Below are 19354 nucleotides of genomic sequence, written 5' to 3'. Positions count from 1 at the left end.
GCCTCAGCGCAGCACCACCGCGGGAGCACCGCGGCGCTGGTAGACGGTGCCGAATCGGGCGTCGACGCGCAGCCACGCCGGCGTCGCGCGAACCCGGACGACATCCTCGGCCGACGACGGCACGAAACCCATGCCCGCCAGCGCCAGCACGCAACGCATCGGCACGCCGGCCGCTTCGGCGCCGGGGCCGGCGCTGACGTGCAGCACCTCCTGGTCGAGCAGCGACGTGGGCGGGCCGTGCGCACTGGCGTGCTCCTGCGCCAGCTGCGACCCGCGCTGGGCCAGGTCGCGCACCGCCGCGGCGGGTACGTCGTCGAGATGGACGAAACCGGTGTCCGGTGGCAGCGCCCCGCGCCAGGCCGAGTCCATCGAGAACCCGGGGTCGACGTGACCGTCGGGGGTCATCGCGGCCAGCCCCGCCGACAGTGCGTCGGCGCCGGCGCACAGATCCGCCGGACGGACCCGGCCGGTCACCACTCGGCTGGCCAGCACGTCGAAACCGGTGGCGACCCACGCGACGATCAGGGTGTCGCCGCGTCCGCGCAGCCGGATCACCGCCGACTCGTCGAGCCGGCGCGCCCGGTCGACGAAGGTGGCCAGGTCGTCTCGCTGTGCGGTCCGGGACTGCACCCCTGCGTCGGGCCCCAACCACACGCCGCGCTCCTCGGCCATCATCGCGACCAGCGGCGCAGGTACTCCCGCTGGCGGTCGGAAAGCCGTTGCAGCCGCTGCTCTTCGATGTGCACAGCGGCCAGCTGGGTGTCGGCGATGACGGCAGGTCGGGAGTCCGGCGCGGCGTGGACCGGGCGCACTTCGTAGCCGATCGTGAAATCGACCGCACGGACCCGCTTGGACCACATCGTGACCTGCAGCGGAGAATCCACCAACCGCAGCTGGGCCTTGTAGGCGATGTTGACCTCGGCGATCAGCAGCCCGATCGTGATGATGTCGTCGCCGAAGGGCTCCCGCAGGAACGGGATTCTGGCTTCCTCGAGGATGGTGACCATCGTCGCGTGATTGACGTGCTGATACATGTCGATGTCGGACCAACGGACATGCACCGGCGCTGTGAAGCCGTGCTGATCAGTCACCCAGCTGTTCCCGTTCCACTCAGCCTGGTCATGCTGCGGATCTGGCGCGCGGCCACCGACAGGGTCGCCAGGTCGTGCTCACCGCTCTCGTACAACTCGGTCAGGGTGCGGCGCGCCCGGGTCACCCGAGAGCTGTTCGTCATCTCCCACTCGGCGATCTTCTCCTCGCCGCTCTCGTCAGGCTCCCCGACACCCAGCACGTCGAAACACAGCGCCCGCAGCGAGCCGTAGATGTCGTCGCGGATCGCCAACCGCGCCAACGAATGCCACCGGTCGTCCCTTGACAGCCGGGACACCGCCGTGAGCAACCCGTCGGTACCGAGGTGGTCCATCAGAGCGAAATTGGTGTCGGCCACCTCGGCAGGATCGCGGTCGACGATGTCGGCGACGTCGATCACATCGAGCAGGCTGAACTGGTAGAGCCCGCTGGCGACGGTGTAGGCCAACTCGTCGGGCACGCCGTGTGAGCTGAACTCCTCGGCCTCCTTGGCCACGATCGCCTTGTCGTCGCCGCGCAGCCACTGCGGCATCTGCGGCGTGAGATCGGCGACCTTGTCGGCGAACCGGTGAATCTCCGCACCGACCGCCAACGGCTGGGGCCGGTAGTTCAGCAGCCAGCGAGTGGACCGGTCGACGAGTCGGCGCAAATCCAGCGTCATTCGGTCGGTCACCGCGACGGAGACACCCTCGGCAGCCGTCGCGCGGATCTGACGCCAGACCCGGCCGAACCCGAAGATCGCGTCGGCGGCGACGAAGCTGCGCACCGCGTCGACGGGCGTGACCCCGACGTCCTCGGTGACGCGGTAGACATAGGTGATGCCGGCCGTGTCGACGACGTCGTTGACCAGCATCGTGGCCACCATCTCGCGGCGCAGCTGATGGGCCCGGATCTCGTCGCTGAACTGTTCGCGCAGTCGCTGCGGAAAGTACAGCGGCAGCCGCGCGGCGAACACATCCTGATCGGGCAGGTCGCTGGCCAGCAGATCGTCTTTCAGGGCGAGCTTGATGTGCGCCATCAGCGTCGCCAGTTCCGGTGAGGTCAATCCCAGACCGGCCTCGGCACGGCGCGCGATCTCCTTGTCCGAGGGCAGCGCTTCGAGCTCGCGGTTGAGCTCCCGCTCGGCGACCAGGTCCCGGATTATCCGGGCATGCACCGAGAGCACGCTCGCGGCGTTGGCTCGGCTGGTGCCCATCAGGTCGTTCTGACTCTCGTTGTCCGACAAGACCAATCGACCGACCTCGTCGGTCATCGACAGCAGCAGCTCGGTCCGTTCGCCGGCGTCGACCTTGCCCGCGGTGACCAGCGAGTCGATCAGGATCTTGATGTTGACCTCGTGATCGGAGCAGTCCACACCAGCGGAGTTGTCGAGCGCGTCGGTGTTGATCCGACCCCCGCACAGGTCGAACTCGATCCGCCCCAACGAGGTCACCCCGAGATTCCCGCCCTCGCCGATCACCTTGGCGCGCACCTGATTACCGTTGACCCGGACGGCATCGTTGGCGCGGTCACCGACCTCGCCCTCGGATTCGGCCTTGACGTAGGTACCGATGCCGCCGTTGAACAGCAGATCGGCCGGCGCCTTGAGGATCGCCCTGATCAGAGCCGGAGGCGGCAGCTCGGAAACATCGCTGTCGATGCCCAGCGCCTCGCGCGCCTCGGCGCTGATGGTGATCGACTTCTGGTCGCGACGGTAGACACCGCCGCCGGCGCTGATCAGCGACGGGTCGTAGTCCTCCCAGCTCGATCGGGGCAGGTCGAACAGCCGCTTACGCTCCTGCCAGGAGGTGGCGGCGTCGGGGTCGGGGTCGATGAAGATGTGGCGGTGGTCGAACGCGGCCAGCAGCCGGATGTGACGCGACAACAACATCCCGTTGCCGAAGACGTCGCCGCTCATGTCGCCGACGCCGACCACGGTGAAGTCCTCGGACTGCGTGTCGACACCCATCTCCCGGAAGTGCCGCTTGACCGACTCCCACGCACCCTTGGCCGTGATGCCCATGGCCTTGTGGTCGTAACCGACCGAGCCCCCGGAGGCGAAGGCGTCGCCGAGCCAGAAGTCGTAGGACTGGGCGACTTCGTTGGCGATGTCGGAGAACGCCGCCGTGCCCTTGTCGGCCGCGACCACCAGGTAGGCGTCGTCCTTGTCGCGTCGCACCACCTGCGGCGGCGCGACGATCCGGCCCGACGTCTTGTCGACGTTGTCGGTGATATCGAGCAGCCCGGCGATGAACAAGCGGTAGCAGGCGACCCCCTCGTCGCGTGTGGCCTCCCGGTCTGCGGCGGCATCACCGGTCGGCTCCGGGGGGTTCTTCACGACGAAACCGCCTTTGGCCCCCACCGGCACGATCACCGCATTCTTCACCGCCTGCGCCTTGACCAGTCCCAGGATCTCGGTGCGGAAGTCCTCCTTGCGATCCGACCAGCGCAACCCGCCGCGGGCGACGAAGCCGAATCTCAGGTGCACACCCTCCACCCGTGGCGAGTAGACGAAGATCTCGAATTTCGGTCGGGGCAGCGGCAATTCGTCGATGAGCTCCGGATTGAGCTTGAAGGACAACACGTTCTGGGCGCGTGCAGAACCTGCGCCGGTGACGAAGTAGTTGGTGCGCAACGTGGCCTGCATCATCGAGGCGAAGGCCCGCAGTACCCGGTCGGCGTCGAGGCTGACCAGCGCGTCGATGTCGGCCGACACCGCCGCGGCCGCCGCCTGAGCGTCGCGCCGGTTGGTCTCGCTGGCTTCCGGGTCCGCCGGCGCGAACAGCGCCTCGAACAGTTCGACCAACGACCGCGCGGTCGCGGCATGCTCGTTGACGACGGTGGCGATGTGGGTCTGGCTGTAGGAGAAACCGGCCTGTTTGAGGTACTTGGCGTAGGCGCGCAGCACCGCGACCTGGCGCCAGTTCAGACCCGCGCGCAGCACCAACTCGTTGAACCGGTCGATCTCGGCGTGCCCGTGCCAGATCGCGGTCACGGCGTCGGCGAACCGCTCCGCGATCTCCTGCCGTTGCGCGCCCCTGGCGATCTCGGGGATGCCGCGGTGCGGTGAGATCCGGAACTGGTAGATCCACACCGCGAGCCCATCGGGCCGGGTGACGGTGAACGGCCGCTCCTCGAGGACCACGACACCCATCGACTGCAGCATCGGCAGTAGCTGACTCAGCGAGGCCGACCGGCCGCCGAGGTACCACACCAGGTGGCTGACACCGTCGTCCTCGCTGTCGGTGAGCACCAGTTTGACCGAGTCGTCTTCGAGCGCCTCGATGATGGCGATGTCGTCGAGCGCCTGCTGCGGATCGAACGCCTGCTTGTAGACCTCGGGGAACGCGGTGGCGTAGTGCTCGGCGACACCCTGCTCGACGGCTCCGGCCCTCACCGCACCCAGCAGCCGATCCCCCCAGGTCCGGGCCGCCTCGGTGAGCAGGTCCTGGATCCGCACCTGGTTGGCGTCGGACACATCGACGTCGCCCGGACGCGACCCCTCCGGCAGCCTGACAGTGAAATGGACGACTGCCCAAGGTGATTCGCTGACCCGGGCGGCGTAGTCGATGCTCTCCCCGCCCAGTTCGCGCACCAGGATGTCCTGCATCTCCAGCCGCACCACGGTGGTGTACCGGTCCCGGGGAAGGTAGACCAGGCACGAGACGAAGTAGCCGAGCGGGTCGGTCCGCATGAACAGCAGGGTGCGGCGCCGCGAGCCCAGATCGATGACGGCCATCGCCATGTCGAGCAGAGCCCGCGCACTCAGCGCGAAGAACTCGGCGCGCGGGATGGTCTGGATGACGTCGAGCAACAGCTGCCCGGGGTGGCCCGGGTCGCGGTGGGCCAGCGCCAGCGCGTCGTTGACCCGCCGCGACACCAGCGGGATCTCCAGCACGTTGGCGTTCATCGCCGCGATGGTGAACAAGCCGACGAAGCGGTGCTCCACCGCCTCTCCCCCGCCGTGCTCGCCGTGCTGTTCGCGCACCACGACGATCTGCGGGTAGGCGCCGTAGCGCAGGAAGCTGGGGATGGTGGCCTGGGCCAGGGCCAGCAGTTCGTCTTCGCGGGTCAGCTGTGGCAGCACGTCGTCGCGTGTACGCAGCACACCGAGGCGGCTGGCCACGTCGACCGACGCGTCGCCGTCGTTCACGACGCAGCGCTGGTAACCGAGCAAGACGAAGTGCCCGTCGAGAAGCCAGCGCAGCAGCGCCGCCACGTCCTTGCGGTCGGGACTGGGGAATCGCGAACCGGTGTCGGCGTCGAGTTCGACGGACAGGCTGCGCATGGTCGCCGACATGCTGGCCGAATCCACGGCCACCTGACGTGCGTCGGCGAGCACCCGCGGCAGCAGCCGTTGCGCCTCGGCCAGTGCATGCCGATCCACCGAACGCGACAGCTGGACGTGCACCCAGGTCTCCTCGACCCCGTCGGCCGAGGACGCGTGCGCTGCGGGCGCGATGTCGAGCAGCTCCCCGTCCGGGTTCCGCCGGACCCGGAACACCGGGTTCATGATGGCCTTGTAGGCCACGCCGATGCGGTGCAGCAGCACCGTCACCGAGTCCATCAGCATGGTGGCGTTGTCGGTGACGATCTGCAGCGCCGGGCCGAAACCTGCGGGCTCGTCGGGTGCGTACACCGCGACCCGGGTCTCGCCCGGGGACCGCTGGTGGCCGAGCCCGAGCTGCGCGGCGACCAGCGCGGGACCCGCGACCTCGGGGGTCTTCGCCTTCCGCAGCGGCCCGGTGACGGCGGCCTCGGCGCCCGGGGCGCCGCCGTAGGGGCCGCGGTAGGTGTCGAGGTACGCCGGCAACAGCCGATCGACGAACTCCGGGACGGCTTCGTGCTCCGACGCGCCGCCGGCGGTTCCGGAATTCAACGACATAGGCCGCTCCTGACTCCCACGTGCACACCGGACGTCGTTGGCTGCCAACCGCGCCGTAGGGGCCGACGGTTAGCTGGTGCGCACGACGAGACTATCCCCGGGTGAGCTTGCGGTGGGTGACCCGGTGCGGACGGGCTGCTTCCGCGCCGAGTCGCTCGACCTTGTTCTCCTCGTACGCGGCGAAGTTTCCCTCGAACCAGAACCATTTTGCTTCGTTGTCCGCGTCGCCCTCCCAGGCCAGGATGTGGGTGCAGGTGCGGTCGAGGAACCAGCGGTCGTGGCTGATCACCACCGCACAACCGGGGAAGTTCTCCAGCGCGTTCTCCAACGAGCTCAGGGTCTCGACGTCGAGGTCGTTGGTCGGCTCGTCGAGCAGGATGAGGTTGCCGCCCTCCTTGAGGGTCAGGGCGAGGTTCAGCCGGTTGCGCTCACCGCCGGACAGCACGCCGGCCGGCTTCTGCTGATCGGGACCCTTGAAGCCGAACGCCGACACGTACGCCCGTGACGGGATCTCGTTCTGACCGACCTCGATGTAGTCGAGCCCGTCGGAGACCACCTCCCAGACCGTCTTCTTCGGGTCGATGCCTGCGCGGCTCTGGTCGACGTAGCTGAGCTTGACCGTCTCGCCGACCTTGACGGTGCCGCTGTCCGGCTGCTCGAGCCCGACGATGGTCTTGAACAGCGTGGTCTTGCCGACGCCGTTGGGACCGATCACTCCGACGATGCCGTTGCGCGGCAACGTGAACGACAGGTCCTTGATCAGCTGACGGCCGTCGAAACCCTTGTCGAGGTGTTCGACTTCGACGACGACGCTGCCCAGCCGCGGGCCGGTCGGGATCTGGATCTCCTCGAAGTCGAGCTTGCGCGTCTTCTCGGCTTCGGCGGCCATCTCCTCGTAGCGCTGCAGCCGCGCCCGGTTCTTGGCCTGGCGCGCCTTGGCGCCGGAGCGCACCCAATCCAGTTCGTCTTTGAGCCGCTTCTGCAGCTTCGCGTCCTTGCGGCCCTGCACCGCGATGCGCTCGGCCTTCTTCTCCAGGTACGTCGAGTAGTTGCCCTCGTACGGATACGCGCGCCCGCGGTCGAGCTCGAGGATCCACTCGGCGACGTTGTCGAGGAAGTAGCGGTCGTGGGTGACGGCCAGAATCGCGCCCTTGTACTCGGCGAGATGCTGCTCGAGCCACAGCACGCTCTCGGCGTCGAGGTGGTTGGTGGGCTCGTCGAGCAGCAGCAGGTCCGGTTTGGACAGCAGCAGCTTGCACAGCGCCACGCGGCGCCGCTCGCCGCCGGACAGATGGGTGACCGGTTCATCGGGCGGGGGGCACCGCAGCGCGTCCATCGCCTGTTCGAGCTGGGAGTCGATGTCCCACGCGTCGGCCGCGTCGAGCTCCTCCTGGAGTTTGCCCATCTCCTCCATCAGCTCGTCGGAGTAGTCGGTCGCCATCAGCTCGGCGACCTCGTTGTACCGGTTGAGCTTGGCCTTGACGGCCACGCCTTCCTCGACGTTCTCGCGGACGGTCTTGGTCTCGTCCAGCGGGGGTTCCTGCTGCAGGATTCCGACGGTGGCCCCGGGCTGCAGGAACGCGTCCCCGTTGTTGGGCTGGTCCAGTCCGGCCATGATCCGCAAGACGCTCGACTTGCCGGCCCCGTTGGGCCCGACGACGCCGATCTTCGCGCCCGGAAGGAAGTTCAGCGTGACGTCGTCAAGAATCACCTTGTCGCCGTGCGCCTTGCGGACCTTCCGCATCGTGTAGATGAATTCGGCCATTGCCTCCGATGTCGCCTTTCTCGATCCCGTGCCTCGTTCTGCGGGATCATCTCGGACTGTGCGATCGTCGGGCCCCATCCTAGGCGTGGCCGGCATCGCGCCGCCGTCGCGGTGCGGACGGCTACGCGCTGCGCGCCAGCCCGGCGCTGACCTCGCCCGACTCGTCGTCGAGGTCAGCGCCGCGGTCGGTGTCCGGCTCGGCGGCGGCGCCGTCGGATGATGCGCCGGTGTCGTCGCCGTCCGCGGTGTTCTGCGCCGCGGGCTCGGGGTGCCTGCGCTTGTCGATGCTGGCGATACAGCGCGCGAGGTCCGGCCCCACCGAGGTGGCCCTGATCTCCGACGAGGACCGCCGGTTGCCGTCGCGGTCCTCGTATTCGTTGGTGTAAAGGTGTCCGACAACGATCACGGCGTCTCCCTTCCCGAGCCCGGCACCGACACCCGTCACCAGGCGGCCCCAGCAGTTCACGGTGGCATAGAGCGAGTTGCCCGGCTCCCAGTCGCCGTCGGCGGTGCGGCGGCGAGAGTTGCTGGCGACCCGGAACCTGATGAGCTGATGATCGCCGACCCAGCGGCGCTCCGGCGCGGTGACGACAGTTCCGACGACGGTGATGGGTGTCTCGAACATGAGTGGGGTCCTTCCCGGTTTCTTCGGCAGCGGGTCGGCCAACAGCGTCCGGCCCGTCGATGACACCTGCCATTGATCCGCGCGGTACCGACACCCGCGGCCCGCCCGCACGCCCGCGGTGCGCAGTTGTGGATGAAACCGGCTTTGTGGACAGCCGCGCCGTCAGCGTCCGGCGCGGTCGCGCCGGGCCATCTCGGCCAGCATGGCGTTGTAGGCCGCCAGGTCGGCGTCCTCGTCGCGCTCGGCGGCGCGGTCGAGACGTTTGGCGGTGCGGTCGTCGCTGCGCCGCCATTGCACGAACAACGCGAGCAACACGATGACCAGCGGCACTTCCCCGGCGGCCCAGGCGATCGCCCCGCCCAGCCGTTGGTCACCGAGAAGGTCGGTGTGCCACGGCAACTGCAGTGACCGGTAGAACTGCTCGCCCAGCACCGTCTGGGTGCCCATCAGTACCACGCCGAAGAACGCGTGGAACGGCAGCGACAGGAACACCACCGCCAGTTTGACGATTGGCGGCAGGGGGCGCGGCGTGGGGTCGACGCCGATCACGACCCAGTAGAACAGGTATCCGCTGAGCAGGAAGTGCACGTTCATCGCGACGTGGGCGGCGTGGCTGCCGCCGGTCGCGTCGAAAATGCCGCCGAAGTACAGCCCGTAGAAGCCGACGATGAACAGCGCGGTGGCGACGAACGGGTTGGTGAGCACTTTCGAGAACCGGGAGTGCAGCGCCGCCAGCAGCCACTCCCTCGGACCCGGCGGGTCGTTTCGGCCCGCGGCCGGCAGCGCCCGCAAGGCCAGTGTCACCGGGGCCCCCAACACCAGCAGGATCGGCGCGAGCATCGACAGCAGCATGTGCGCCGCCATGTGCATGCTGAACATCGCCGGCATGTAGCGCCCGATGCCCGACGACGTGGCGATCAGCAGCACCAGGCAGCCGAGCACCCAGGCCACCACGCGGCCGGCCGGCCAGGCGTCGCCCCGACGGCGCAGCCGGCGCACCCCGGCCAGATAGACCAGGGCCGCCACGATGGCGGCGGTGCCCAGCAGCACATCGAACCGCCAGTCCAGCACGACGCGGGCCAGGGTCGGCGGGCCGGCGAGGTCGTAGCCGATCTCGACTGCGGGGATCGACAGATTGACATCGACCGGCGCGGGCGGCGGCGTGCGTCCCAGCGCCACCGCGACCCCGAAGGTCAGCGCGAAGATCACGGCCTCCACGAGGGCCAACCGGATCAACGGCCCCCGCGCGGCCGGGTCCCGCTGCACCGCGGCCACCCCGGTGCGCCGCTGCCGCCAGCCCAGGTATCCGAGGGCGCCCAGCGCCGCCACCTTGGCCAGCACCAGCAGGCCGTACCGGCTGCTGACGAGGTCACCCGGAGCCATCCGCACCATGGCGTTGAGCACGCCGCTGAAGGCCATCGCCACAAAGCACCACAGCGCCACCGCCGAGAACCTGCGGGCCGCCACGTCGGCGTACGCACCGCCCCGCCACGCGTGGGCGAGCAGCGCGAGCAGCCCGCCGGCCCACAACGAGCCGGCGACCAGATGGATCAGCAGGCTGTTGGTCGCGACATCGTGCGATCCACCCGACGACGAGTGCCCGGTCAACACCAACGGCAACAGCGTCGCCAACGACCCGGCGAACAGCACCGGGGTCGGAGACCAGCGCAACACCGGCACCGCGGCCACGCAGACCACCGCGGCGAGCAGCGCGGTCCAGCGCCACGCCCCGGCGACGTCGATCAGGCTCGCGACCGACCAGATGTCGGCGGGACTGGTCCGCGCCGTCAACGGCTGACCACTGACGTCGGAGACCGTCAGCGCCACCATCAGCACCGCGCCGACCGCCCAGATGCCCGCGGCGACGGTGCCGATCCGCAGCGCCCGGTATCCGCCGGCGTCGAGCACCCCGTTGGCCTGCGGAGGCACCAGGAACGCCGCGAACAGGAACGAACCGACGGCGGTGACGCCGGCGATCTCCGCGGCCGCGCGGACGAACGGCAGCCCATAGGTGGTCACCGGCCCGGGATCGGGCAGCCCGGTCGCGGTCAGCGCGTCAGCCAGCGACAGCGCCGACAACGCCGCCGCGGTGACCCCGGCCAGTACCGCCACCCCATAGAGCAGCGTCCACACCGGAGCCCGCAGCACGCCGGTCGGGGCGGTCTGCCCGGGGGAACTCATGGTGCCAGCGTATGACTTCGGTGGCGGTGGCCGGTCACACCGCCTGGTGGCGCTCCTCACGCCGGCGCCGCTCCCGCGCGAAGAACTGCTTGCGCGCGTAGCGGTCGACGGTGTTCATGTCGGTCAGGATGCCGCGCAACTCGCGGCGGAAGGCCCGGCGGCGCTCGGTCAGGTCGGCAGCCGGACGCAACAACTCCTGGTCCGCCGCAACTTGCTGAGCGGTCGCGAACAACAGCGCCGACGCCGACTCCGTGCTCTGCACCCGGCTCTGCGCGACATACTGCTGGCCGAGCCCCAGGGCTTTGGTGGTCAGGTCCTTCTCCGAGATGTCGGCCGGGGCATCGAGCAACGCGTCAGCGAGGATCTGGTAGGCCTCGAAGAACGGCCGCAGCAGCGGGCCGGCGATCGCGGGGCGTTTGGCGCGCATCAGGGCGTCGAGCCGCTCGCCGCCGGCGGCGACGTCGCTCTCCCAGTCGTCATGCCACGCCATCTCCTGGGCGACGTGTTCCCGGAACGCGGCCGAGTCGGCGAAGTAGAACTCGAACTTGAGCAGATCACGCAGCCGCATCACCTGGGTCCAGAAGGCCTCGACCCGCTCGGTCTCCTGACGCGCGGCGTACGCCAGCGCCAGCTCGACCAGGGAGGTCTCCAGGAATGCGTCGATCAAGGAGTTGCGGTAGAACGCTGCCTCGAGTTCATCCTGTGGTGCGATCCGCCACACCGGTTCGCGCCCGCCGTCAACCCGGGTGACCGGATGTCCGCCCGACAGCGCGTCGAGCGCAGCGCGCACGCCCTCGGGGGTGCGCAGGCGCAGCGCGCTGTTGGTCATCGGGGCCTGCTTGCGCTCGAGGTAGTCCAGGGAATCCTGCAGGGTGTGGTGCAGCTGGTCCAGCGTCAGCGCGATCCCGCGGGTGCTCAGCAGCAGCGCCGACACCAGCGCGGTCGCGTTGATCGGAGTCACCTGCAGGATCCGCCACGCCACCTCGAAGGCCATCTTCTGCAGCGCGAGGCGTTTGGCGGAGTCGTCGGTGGTCATCGGGCCGTGCGGCTCTCCGAGGTACTCGCGCATCGACACCGCCTCGGGGAAGCGGACGTAGATCTTGCCGTAGTTGCGCTCCCCCTGGGCTTTGATGAAGTTGTACAACCACGGCAGACCTTCGGGCGTCTTCTCCCCGCCGCGCGCGTACGCGGCGTACTCGGCGGTCTCGTGCAGCTGGTCGAAGCTGATCGACACCGGCTGCAGCAGGATGTCGTCGCTGCGCCCGTCGAGGTAGGCGTCGGCGACATACGCCAGCAGTCCGAGCTTGGGCGGCAGCATCTTCCCGGTGCGTGACCGGGTGCCCTCGATGGACCAGCTGAGGTTGAAGCGCTTCTCGACGATGTACCCGACGAATTGGCGCAGCACGAACTTGTAGAGCGGGTCGTCGAGTTTGCGCCGGATGAAGATGACCCCCGAGCGGCGCATCAGCGGGCCCATCGCCCCGAACGACAGGTTGATGCCGGCGAAGGTGTGCACCGGGGGCAGCCGGTTCTCCTGCATCGCCACCGGCACGATCACCCCGTCGAGATACGACCGGTGGGAGAACAGCAGCACCGCGGGGTGGTTCTCCAGCCCGCGCCGCATGCTCTCGACCTCGAAGCGGTCGTAATCGATCTTCGGGTCGAAGCCGCGGCTGAAGATCGCGCGGCCCAGCGTCGGGATGAGGTCGACGGAGAATCGGCTCCATCCGGTGCTGAGCTCGTCGAGCATCTCGCCGGCCTGCTCCACGGTGGCGCCCGGGATCTTCTCGAGCCCTTCGCGGAACCGGGTCGACGACAGCACTTCCGGTTTGATCAGCCGCGGCGACTTGTATTCGGGTCCGAGCAGCCTCAGCTCGACCCGTTCGATCGCCAGGATGGCCCGACGGAGCACGAAACGGGCGAATTCGCGGTGGTTTTCGGCCACCGTGGTGTCGCTCCACTGTTGTCGCAGCTCGGAGATCTTGGCCGGTTCGCCGGCGACCACCCTTGCCCGCGAGGGGTCGCGCCGCAAGATGCCGGCCTGCAGCAGCTGCGGCGGCCGGTAGGTGTCGCGGCCCGACAGCAGCGCCACGACTTTCGAGCGGGTCGGCAGTCCGCCGGGCACCCAGAACACCCGCACCGGGACCACCCAGCGGTCCTGGTCGGCCTGCAACTGTTCGACGAGTTGGGCCAGCACCGCGGCCGGCGGGTCGTCGTCGACGGGCAGGCGCAGCACCTCGATCTTGGCGTCGGGATGTTCGCGGCGCTGCCGCTGCAACCAGTCGGCGAGCAGACGCTCCTCGGCGGGCGACGACACCGAGGCGAGCACCAGGGTGTCGTCGGTGGCCGTGAACGCAGCGATGTCGTCGGCACGCAGCTTCATGGCCGCCCCCTGCCGCCCGCGCGTTTGGCGGGCGCCTTCGCCGGCGTCTTCTTCGCCGGCGACTTCTTCGCCGGAGCTTTCTTGTTGGCGGGTCTGGCGGCCTTTTCCTCGGTCCGCGTGTACAACGCCGGGGTGGGCAGCTCGTCGTGCGGCCAGTTCTTCAGGGTGTCGAGGTAGAGCTGGCGGATCTCCTCCATCCGTTCCGGCAGATTCGCCGGCGTCCAGTCGTCCACCGGGATGGGCGGATAGACCACGACATCGACGGTGCCGGCGTTGAAGGTGCTCGAGTCGCGGGCCGCGATCACCTCCGCGTTGCGGATCACGATGGGCACGATCGGAATCCCGGCCGACATCGCGATGCGGAACGGTCCCTTCTTGAACGGGCCCACCTCGTTGGTGTCGAGTCGGGTTCCCTCCGGCGCGATCAGGATCGAAACACCCTTCCGGGCAAGGTCTTCGACCTTCTTCAGACCCTCCACCGCCTTCGCGGGATCGTCGCGATCGATGAAGGCGGCATCGAGGATCTTGCCGATGGTGCCGACGATCGGGTCGCTTTCGAGTTCCTTCTTGCCGACGGTGGTGAAGTTGTCGTTGACCAGGCGCCCGGCGATCAGCGGGTCGGCCTGGTTGCGATGGTTGAAGATGAACACCGCCGGCCGCTGCGCGGTCAGGTTCTCCTTGCCGAGCACCTGGAGGTTGATGCCGATCGCGCCGAGCAGGGTCCGGCCGAACACCGACGTGAAGAAGTTCACGCCGTTGCGCTTGCTGCGGGTCAACAGCCCGATCCCCAGCGCGCTTGCCGCGACCGGCACCATCGTCGCGACACCGGCCGCGGTGCGCAGCTGCGACGCCGGACTCCCACCACTTCGGCTGCTGAACCGCAGGACGGGCCAGCCGCGTTTGGCGGCCACCGCCGCCATCTTGCCCGCGGGATTGGTGGGCCTGGGGTTGCCGACCAGGTACATCAACGCGACGTCCTCGTCGCCGTCGGCGTAGAAGTAACTGCGGGACAGGTCGATGTTGTTGGCCGCCGCGAATGCCTGTACGGCACGGGCCTTTCCGGGTCCCCAGATGATCGGACGTTCCACTTCGCCGGTGATCAGTCCGTCGTCGTCGGTCTCGAATCTGTTGCTCAGTACGTTGGTGATGCCGAGAAACCGCGCCACGGGCTCCACCTGCACGGTCAACGCCGAGGAGCTGAGCACCACGGTGTGGCCGCGAGCCATGTGCGCCCGGACCACCTCGCGCATCTCCGGATAGATCCGGCTGACGATCTTCTGCACGAACAACCGTTCGGCGAGCTCGTCGACGTCGGCGACCGAGTTGCCGCGCAACATCCGTGCGCCCTTGCCGATCAGGTCCTCGAACTCCGAGCGCCCGAGCTGATGGTTCAGCCCCGCCTGCACCATCCCGATGAACTCCCCGACCGACATCTGACGGCGCCGCAACCGATCCTGGGTCATCACCACCCCGGTGAAGCCCGCGACGAGCGTGCCGTCGAGGTCGAAGAAGGCACCGATCTGGGGGCCCTCCGGGCTGGCCATGATCTCGGCAACCGAACCCGGTAAACGCATTTCGCCGTCGGGCGAGGTCATGTCGGACTTCCGTTCAGTGGGAGGGACGAGGACTGCGCGGTGAACGTCGCCGGGACCGCCCGGCCGTCACCGCCGAGGGCGAGGACTTCGTCGAAGCCGTCCAGCAGACACTGGGCGAACAGGTCGGGCTCGGTGATCGACGCCCGGTCGTAGCGCGCGGTGATCGTGCAGTACCCGGACCGCGACACCAGCACCACCATCATCGCCACACCCGGCAGTGGACCGAGCCCGTACTGGCGCAACACTTTCGCACCGGCGATGAAGGTGTCCCCGGCGTAGACGGGTACGTTGCTGGCCTGGACGTCGGAGTTGACCACCGCGCCGGCCATGGTCTCGAGCACACTGTCGGGCAGCAGGCTCACCAGTGGAGCGATGGCCCCGACGAGGTCGAGCGCCCGCTCGTCGCGCTTGCGGGTCATCTGTGCCCGGATCTCCTTGATGCGCTCATCCGGATCGGTCAGGCCGATGGGGGCAGCGAGGTTGACCCCGACGAACCGGTTGCCCCCGGCCGGATCGGCGTCCGAGCGCAGGTTCACCGGCACCGCCATCGGCAGCGTGTCGACCGGTACCCCCTGGGCGCGGTGATAGAGCCGCAGCGCCCCGCACAGCCCGGCCAGGTAGGCATCGTTGATCGAGCCGCCGGCGGCCTTGGCGGCGCGGTGCAGGTCACCGAACGCGATGTCGATGGCTTCGCTGCGCGACGACAGACTGCGGCGGCGCAGGATCGGAGACGGGTCGGCCACCGGACCGATCACACGGGCGCCCGAGAACGCGTAATCGATGGCACTGCCGACTCGCGACACCGGATCGCGCACCACGTGGCCGACCGCCTGCGCCGTGCCGACCAGCACGTTGCGGACGCTGCCGACGACGGTGCCGGGCAGCCGGCCCAGGCCTTCGCGCATCAGGTCGTTGGGTGAGAGGTCCGACGGGATCGGCAGCGGCGGGGTGTCCTGCGGACCGGGTTCCCGCTCGAAGTCGTACAGGGTGGCGAACATCTCCACCCCGCCGACACCATCGGTGACGGCGTGGCTCAGGTGCACCATCAGCGCCGCCCGGTCGTCGGCCAGACCCTCGATGAGCGTCGCCGTCCACAGCGGGCGGGAGATGTCCAGCGGCGACTGCGCAGCCACTTCGGCCAGGTCCATCACCTGACGCCAGGTTCCCGGTTGCGGCACCCGGACCCGGCGCAGATGGAAGTCGAGGTTGAAGTCGGGGTCGACGACCCAGCGCGGCGCGGCCGTCGGCAACGTCGGCGTGACGACCTTCTGCCGCAGCCGCAGCACTTTGCGCGACGCATGCTCGAAGCGCGTGCGGAACAGGGTCCAGTCCGGGGTGGTGTCGAGCAACTCGACGGTGAGGATTCCCGAGCGGGTCCGCGGGTTGGCCTCGCCGCGGTGCAAGATCTGGTCGAGCGGGCTGAGTTCCTCCGGAAGTCCGGCCGCGTCCAGGTCCGGCGCATTGCTCATGCGCACCAAACTAGTCGGCAGCCGTGCCCGACGAGGCGGCTTTTGTGCACCGCTGCCACACCCGTCACGGGTGGACCCGCGCGATACACTGCTCGGCGCTGCCTCCGTAGCTCAGCGGATAGAGCAGCCGCCTTCTAAGCGGTTGGTCGCAGGTTCGATCCCTGCCGGGGGCGCTGCACCCTCGGCGAGGCGCCGGCGCCGTCCGGCGGCGACTGCGTGGCCGGGGTGACTCATGGGCCGGCACAGACGGTTTCGCGGGCAGCGAAGCCGTGGTGCCAACCCCTCGAACGTGGCAGCGTCAGCGGGGTGACCGTGCACCAGAGCTCCCTGCGCCATTCCCTCGACGATCGACATTTCGACACCGTGCTGGTCCGCGACGACGTCCGGGATGACGGCGCCGGAACCCCGCCGACCGTGCTCGTGTTCCACGGTATGGAGGGCCGCAGCGACGCGCAGCTCGACATCGCGACGCGCCTCGCGCGGGCTGGGTACCAGGCCGTGGCGGTCGACCTGTTCGGCGAGGACGTCAGCGCCGGCGGCATCGACGCCACCGGCGCCGCGATGACCGCGTTCCTGGCCGATCGGGAAGCGCTCGCGCGACGACTGGCCGCGGTGTACGACGCGCTCGTGTCGGGCCCCGACGTCGATGCCGGCCGCGTCGCGGCCGTCGGGTTCTGCTTCGGTGGGCTGTGCGTGCTCGACCTGGCCCGCGCCGGTCACCCCCTGGTTGCCGTCGCGAGCTTCCACGGCCTGCTGACCCCGCCACCCCACGCCCCACCGCGCCCGGTGACCGCGAAGGTGATCGTCTTCCACGGGTGGGACGACCCGTTCGCCCCGCCGGACGACGTCGTGGCGCTGGGCCGGGAGTTCTCGGGCCGCGGCATCGACTGGCAGCTGCACGCCTTCGGCAACACGATGCACGCGTTCATGGCGCCGTTCGCCGACGACCCGGCCCGGGGAGTGCTTTTCAGCGAATCCGCCTCCCGCCGGGCGTGGGCGTCGCTCGAGCGCTTTCTGGCCGAGAGCTTCGGCCCCGACGATGCAGCGCACTAGCACCCCCGTGGTCGCGCCCACCGGCCGGACGGGTTACGGTGGCGTGGGGAGGAGAGTCGGTGTGAGCAAATTTCGTAGCAGGGTGGCCAGGACCACCGTCGGGGCGGTCGCCGTGGGAGCCGCGATCACGGTCGGCGGTGCCGCGGCCACTCATCCGGGATCCCTTTCGTCGCCGCTTGTCGACCTCAGCGCGCTGATCGTCGTCGGCAGCTCGACCCATCCGGATCCGACCGGCAACGAGGACTTCTTCGGCGGCCTGTTCAACCAGGCGCCCTACAACCCCGGCGGGCAACCCGGCGCGGACCTGATCGGGGTCGACTTCCGGGGCGGTGCCGCGGCGATCGACGAGGCCCTGCAGGCGAACTCCGGCGAGGACAACGCCGTCCTGTCGTCGGGCTGGGGCGCGGCCAACGCCAGCCTGCTGCTGAGCCGGCTCGACCGGGCGACGGACCCGGCGCTGCCGACCACGGTGTTCGTCCTCGACAACAACGTGTCGCGTCCCGACGGCGGATTCGGGACCCGGTACCCGCTGTTCGCGCTGATCGGGGTCAACCCGTTCCCGTCACCGACGGACACCGCCGCGGCCGCCGTGGTCGACATCGCCTACCAGTACAACTACAACTCGAACGCTCCGGCGGACCTGCTCAACGTCGTCGCGCACGTGAACTCACTGGTGGCCTATCTGTACGGATACCGGGAGCAGTCCGAGATCGACCTGCCCGTCGACATCACCGGCCGACCGACGGTGACCTGCGGCAGCGCCGACACCTGCGCGGTACTCACCGACGGTGCCGCGGTGCCCTGCGACGACGCTCGCTGCACCCCGCCGGCTGACGACCGGGTGGTCGCTTACGTCACCACCCGCGGGAACACCACCTATGTCACCTACACGACCGAGGAGTTGCCGCTGACCCGGCTGATCCGCCAGGTGTTCGGCGACTCCGTCGCCGACGTCTCCGCACCACTGTTGAAGGTGATAGTGGACTCCGCCTACTATGACGGCAACCCGATCCCGTCAGACCCGAGCCGCTACCGGCCGGCGCGACTCTTCCCGTCGCTGGGTGAGTTGGCCGACACCGCCGCCAAGGTGCCCGACGCCGTTCGTGAGGGCTTGGAGTCACTGTCGGAGAAGGACTCTCAGGACTCCCCGACACCGCAGCAGGTCGACGAACCAGTGCGTGAGGTCGTGCGGACGTTGCCGACCGACGACCCCCAGGACGATGCGAACGAAACAGTGGCTACCCATGATGACGTCGAGATAGACACGGAGCAACAGGATTTCGGCATGTCAGCTCCGAATACGTTTGCACCGGAAGAAGACTCAGCCACCGAAGAGTCGAGCGCCGACGATGCCGGCAACGAATCCAGCGCCGGGCCGCGAGAACGGCGCCGCGATGCGAGAGAACGCAGCACCGGGAATCGCAGCTGACCGACTGGCGCACTCGGCACCGGCTGCGCCCCTAGAGAGAAGGCCGATCACGAGTTCTCCGCGATCCAGGTGGCGGTGAAGCGCTGTATCACCGAGAACTGCGGAATCATCAAGCGGCCGATCATCCCTTCGACTTTGCCACCGACCAGTGGCACCTTGAATTCCACGGTCGCGGTGCACTTCAGGCGCGAACCACCGTCGGCAGGCGTCAACAATGCGACGCCGCGGCCGGAGCCGGGGGCGCCATGGGTGGCGATGCCGACCTCCCCGCGGACAGTGCCGTCGCCGGCGGGTTCCCACATCTCGTCCTGGACCACGTGCCAGTCGCGGGGGAAGAACCTGGCGAACGCCTTGGGCAGCCCGTCGGGATGCAGGTCATGCAGGAGGACCACCGACACGGAGCCGTCGTCACCGACGTCGAGCGAGTCAAGCCGCCCCATCCCCCCGAACGTCTTCATCCGGGTGCGCCAGTAGTTCTCCTGCGAGAACGCCCAGTGAATCTGTTCCACGCTGGCCGGGGAGTCGACGGCGAAGTCGATACATCGCGTCATCGGCGCATCACCGTCCGGGTGACGCGAGCCACGCTTGGGACGGATCGCTCATCATGCCACCCCCGTTTCTGTGGCGACTTACGGGCGGCCGAGGGCCGCGGGAAAACGGTATTCCAATACATGGAATCTTGACACCTGCGTCAATAGTGCGACTAGGCTGACCGCCACACAGGAGCACGCTGCGCGGAATGTGGCCCAAAATTGGAGAGCGGGCGGGGGCGCCGGAAATCCATTCTCTTGCAATGGGAATCAATCCAGATTCTCGCCCGAGACCTTGAAAAGAGGCACCGGGGTGGGTGAAGCGGCCCATGATCTTGATGTTGCCGTCGCCGCACTGGCAGACGGCTTAC

Annotated in this window: 12 protein-coding genes and 1 tRNA gene; 3 read left to right on the top strand and 10 right to left on the bottom strand. The window is 68.8% G+C overall.

Going from position 1 to position 19354, the window contains the following annotated elements:
• Nucleotides 1-3: 3 nt before the first annotated feature.
• The 9 genes from G6N31_RS02975 to G6N31_RS02935 form a co-directional block, all read right to left on the bottom strand.
• Entirely contained in the window at nt 4-675 is a 672-nt protein-coding gene (locus G6N31_RS02975) for a DUF8185 domain-containing protein (protein ID WP_098004573.1), read from the bottom strand.
• Nucleotides 672-1091 (bottom strand): acyl-CoA thioesterase, encoded by a 420-nt coding sequence (locus G6N31_RS02970; protein WP_098004572.1) that lies wholly within the window; start codon nt 1089-1091, stop codon nt 672-674. Before G6N31_RS02970 ends, G6N31_RS02975 begins: the two co-directional genes overlap by 4 nt.
• Nucleotides 1088-5953 (bottom strand): NAD-glutamate dehydrogenase, encoded by a 4866-nt coding sequence (locus G6N31_RS02965; protein WP_098004571.1) that lies wholly within the window; start codon nt 5951-5953, stop codon nt 1088-1090. The genes G6N31_RS02970 and G6N31_RS02965 overlap by 4 nt, the downstream gene beginning before the upstream one ends.
• Nucleotides 5954-6044: 91 nt before the next feature.
• Nucleotides 6045-7718, bottom strand: a complete 1674-nt coding sequence (gene ettA / locus G6N31_RS02960) for an energy-dependent translational throttle protein EttA (protein ID WP_098004570.1) — start codon at nt 7716-7718, stop codon at nt 6045-6047.
• Between the two features lie 121 nt (nt 7719-7839).
• Complete coding sequence (locus tag G6N31_RS02955) at nt 7840-8343, bottom strand: single-stranded DNA-binding protein (RefSeq protein WP_098004569.1); 504 nt, start codon at nt 8341-8343, stop codon at nt 7840-7842.
• A 162-nt stretch (nt 8344-8505) separates the two neighbouring features.
• A complete protein-coding gene (locus G6N31_RS02950; RefSeq protein WP_098004568.1) occupies nt 8506-10524 on the bottom strand; it encodes a bifunctional copper resistance protein CopD/cytochrome c oxidase assembly protein in 2019 nt (672 codons plus the stop codon).
• Nucleotides 10525-10558: 34 nt separating this feature from the next.
• A complete protein-coding gene (locus G6N31_RS02945; RefSeq protein ID WP_098004567.1) occupies nt 10559-12907 on the bottom strand; it encodes a glycerol-3-phosphate 1-O-acyltransferase in 2349 nt (782 codons plus the stop codon).
• Nucleotides 12904-14481: an HAD-IB family hydrolase gene (locus G6N31_RS02940; RefSeq protein ID WP_179964314.1), complete on the bottom strand. Its 1578-nt coding sequence runs from the start codon at nt 14479-14481 to the stop codon at nt 12904-12906. The genes G6N31_RS02945 and G6N31_RS02940 overlap by 4 nt, the downstream gene beginning before the upstream one ends.
• A 17-nt stretch (nt 14482-14498) precedes the next feature.
• A complete protein-coding gene (locus G6N31_RS02935) occupies nt 14499-15971 on the bottom strand; it encodes a wax ester/triacylglycerol synthase family O-acyltransferase (RefSeq protein WP_098004565.1) in 1473 nt (490 codons plus the stop codon).
• Between the two features lie 100 nt (nt 15972-16071).
• Here G6N31_RS02935 and G6N31_RS02930 point away from each other — a divergent pair.
• The 3 genes from G6N31_RS02930 (at nt 16072) to G6N31_RS02920 (ending at nt 18453) form a co-directional block, all read left to right on the top strand.
• Nucleotides 16072-16144, top strand: a tRNA-Arg gene (locus G6N31_RS02930).
• A 133-nt stretch (nt 16145-16277) separates the two neighbouring features.
• Nucleotides 16278-17024: a dienelactone hydrolase family protein gene (locus G6N31_RS02925; RefSeq protein ID WP_098004564.1), complete on the top strand. Its 747-nt coding sequence runs from the start codon at nt 16278-16280 to the stop codon at nt 17022-17024.
• 61 nt (nt 17025-17085) lie between these two features.
• Nucleotides 17086-18453: a PE-PPE domain-containing protein gene (locus G6N31_RS02920; RefSeq protein ID WP_234815396.1), complete on the top strand. Its 1368-nt coding sequence runs from the start codon at nt 17086-17088 to the stop codon at nt 18451-18453.
• Nucleotides 18454-18500: 47 nt separating this feature from the next.
• Here the strand turns inward: G6N31_RS02920 and G6N31_RS02915 are convergent, their stop codons facing one another.
• The gene (locus tag G6N31_RS02915) at nt 18501-19004 is read right to left on the bottom strand and encodes a DUF2505 domain-containing protein (RefSeq protein ID WP_098004562.1); all 504 of its coding nucleotides are present in this window, start codon (nt 19002-19004) and stop codon (nt 18501-18503) included.
• Nucleotides 19005-19354: the final 350 nt, after the last annotated feature.

The sequence above is a fragment of the Mycolicibacterium duvalii genome, assembly GCF_010726645.1.
In the GTDB taxonomy this organism is placed as follows: Bacteria; Actinomycetota; Actinomycetes; order Mycobacteriales; family Mycobacteriaceae; genus Mycobacterium; species Mycobacterium duvalii.
This window is presented reverse-complemented; position numbering and strand designations above follow the sequence as displayed.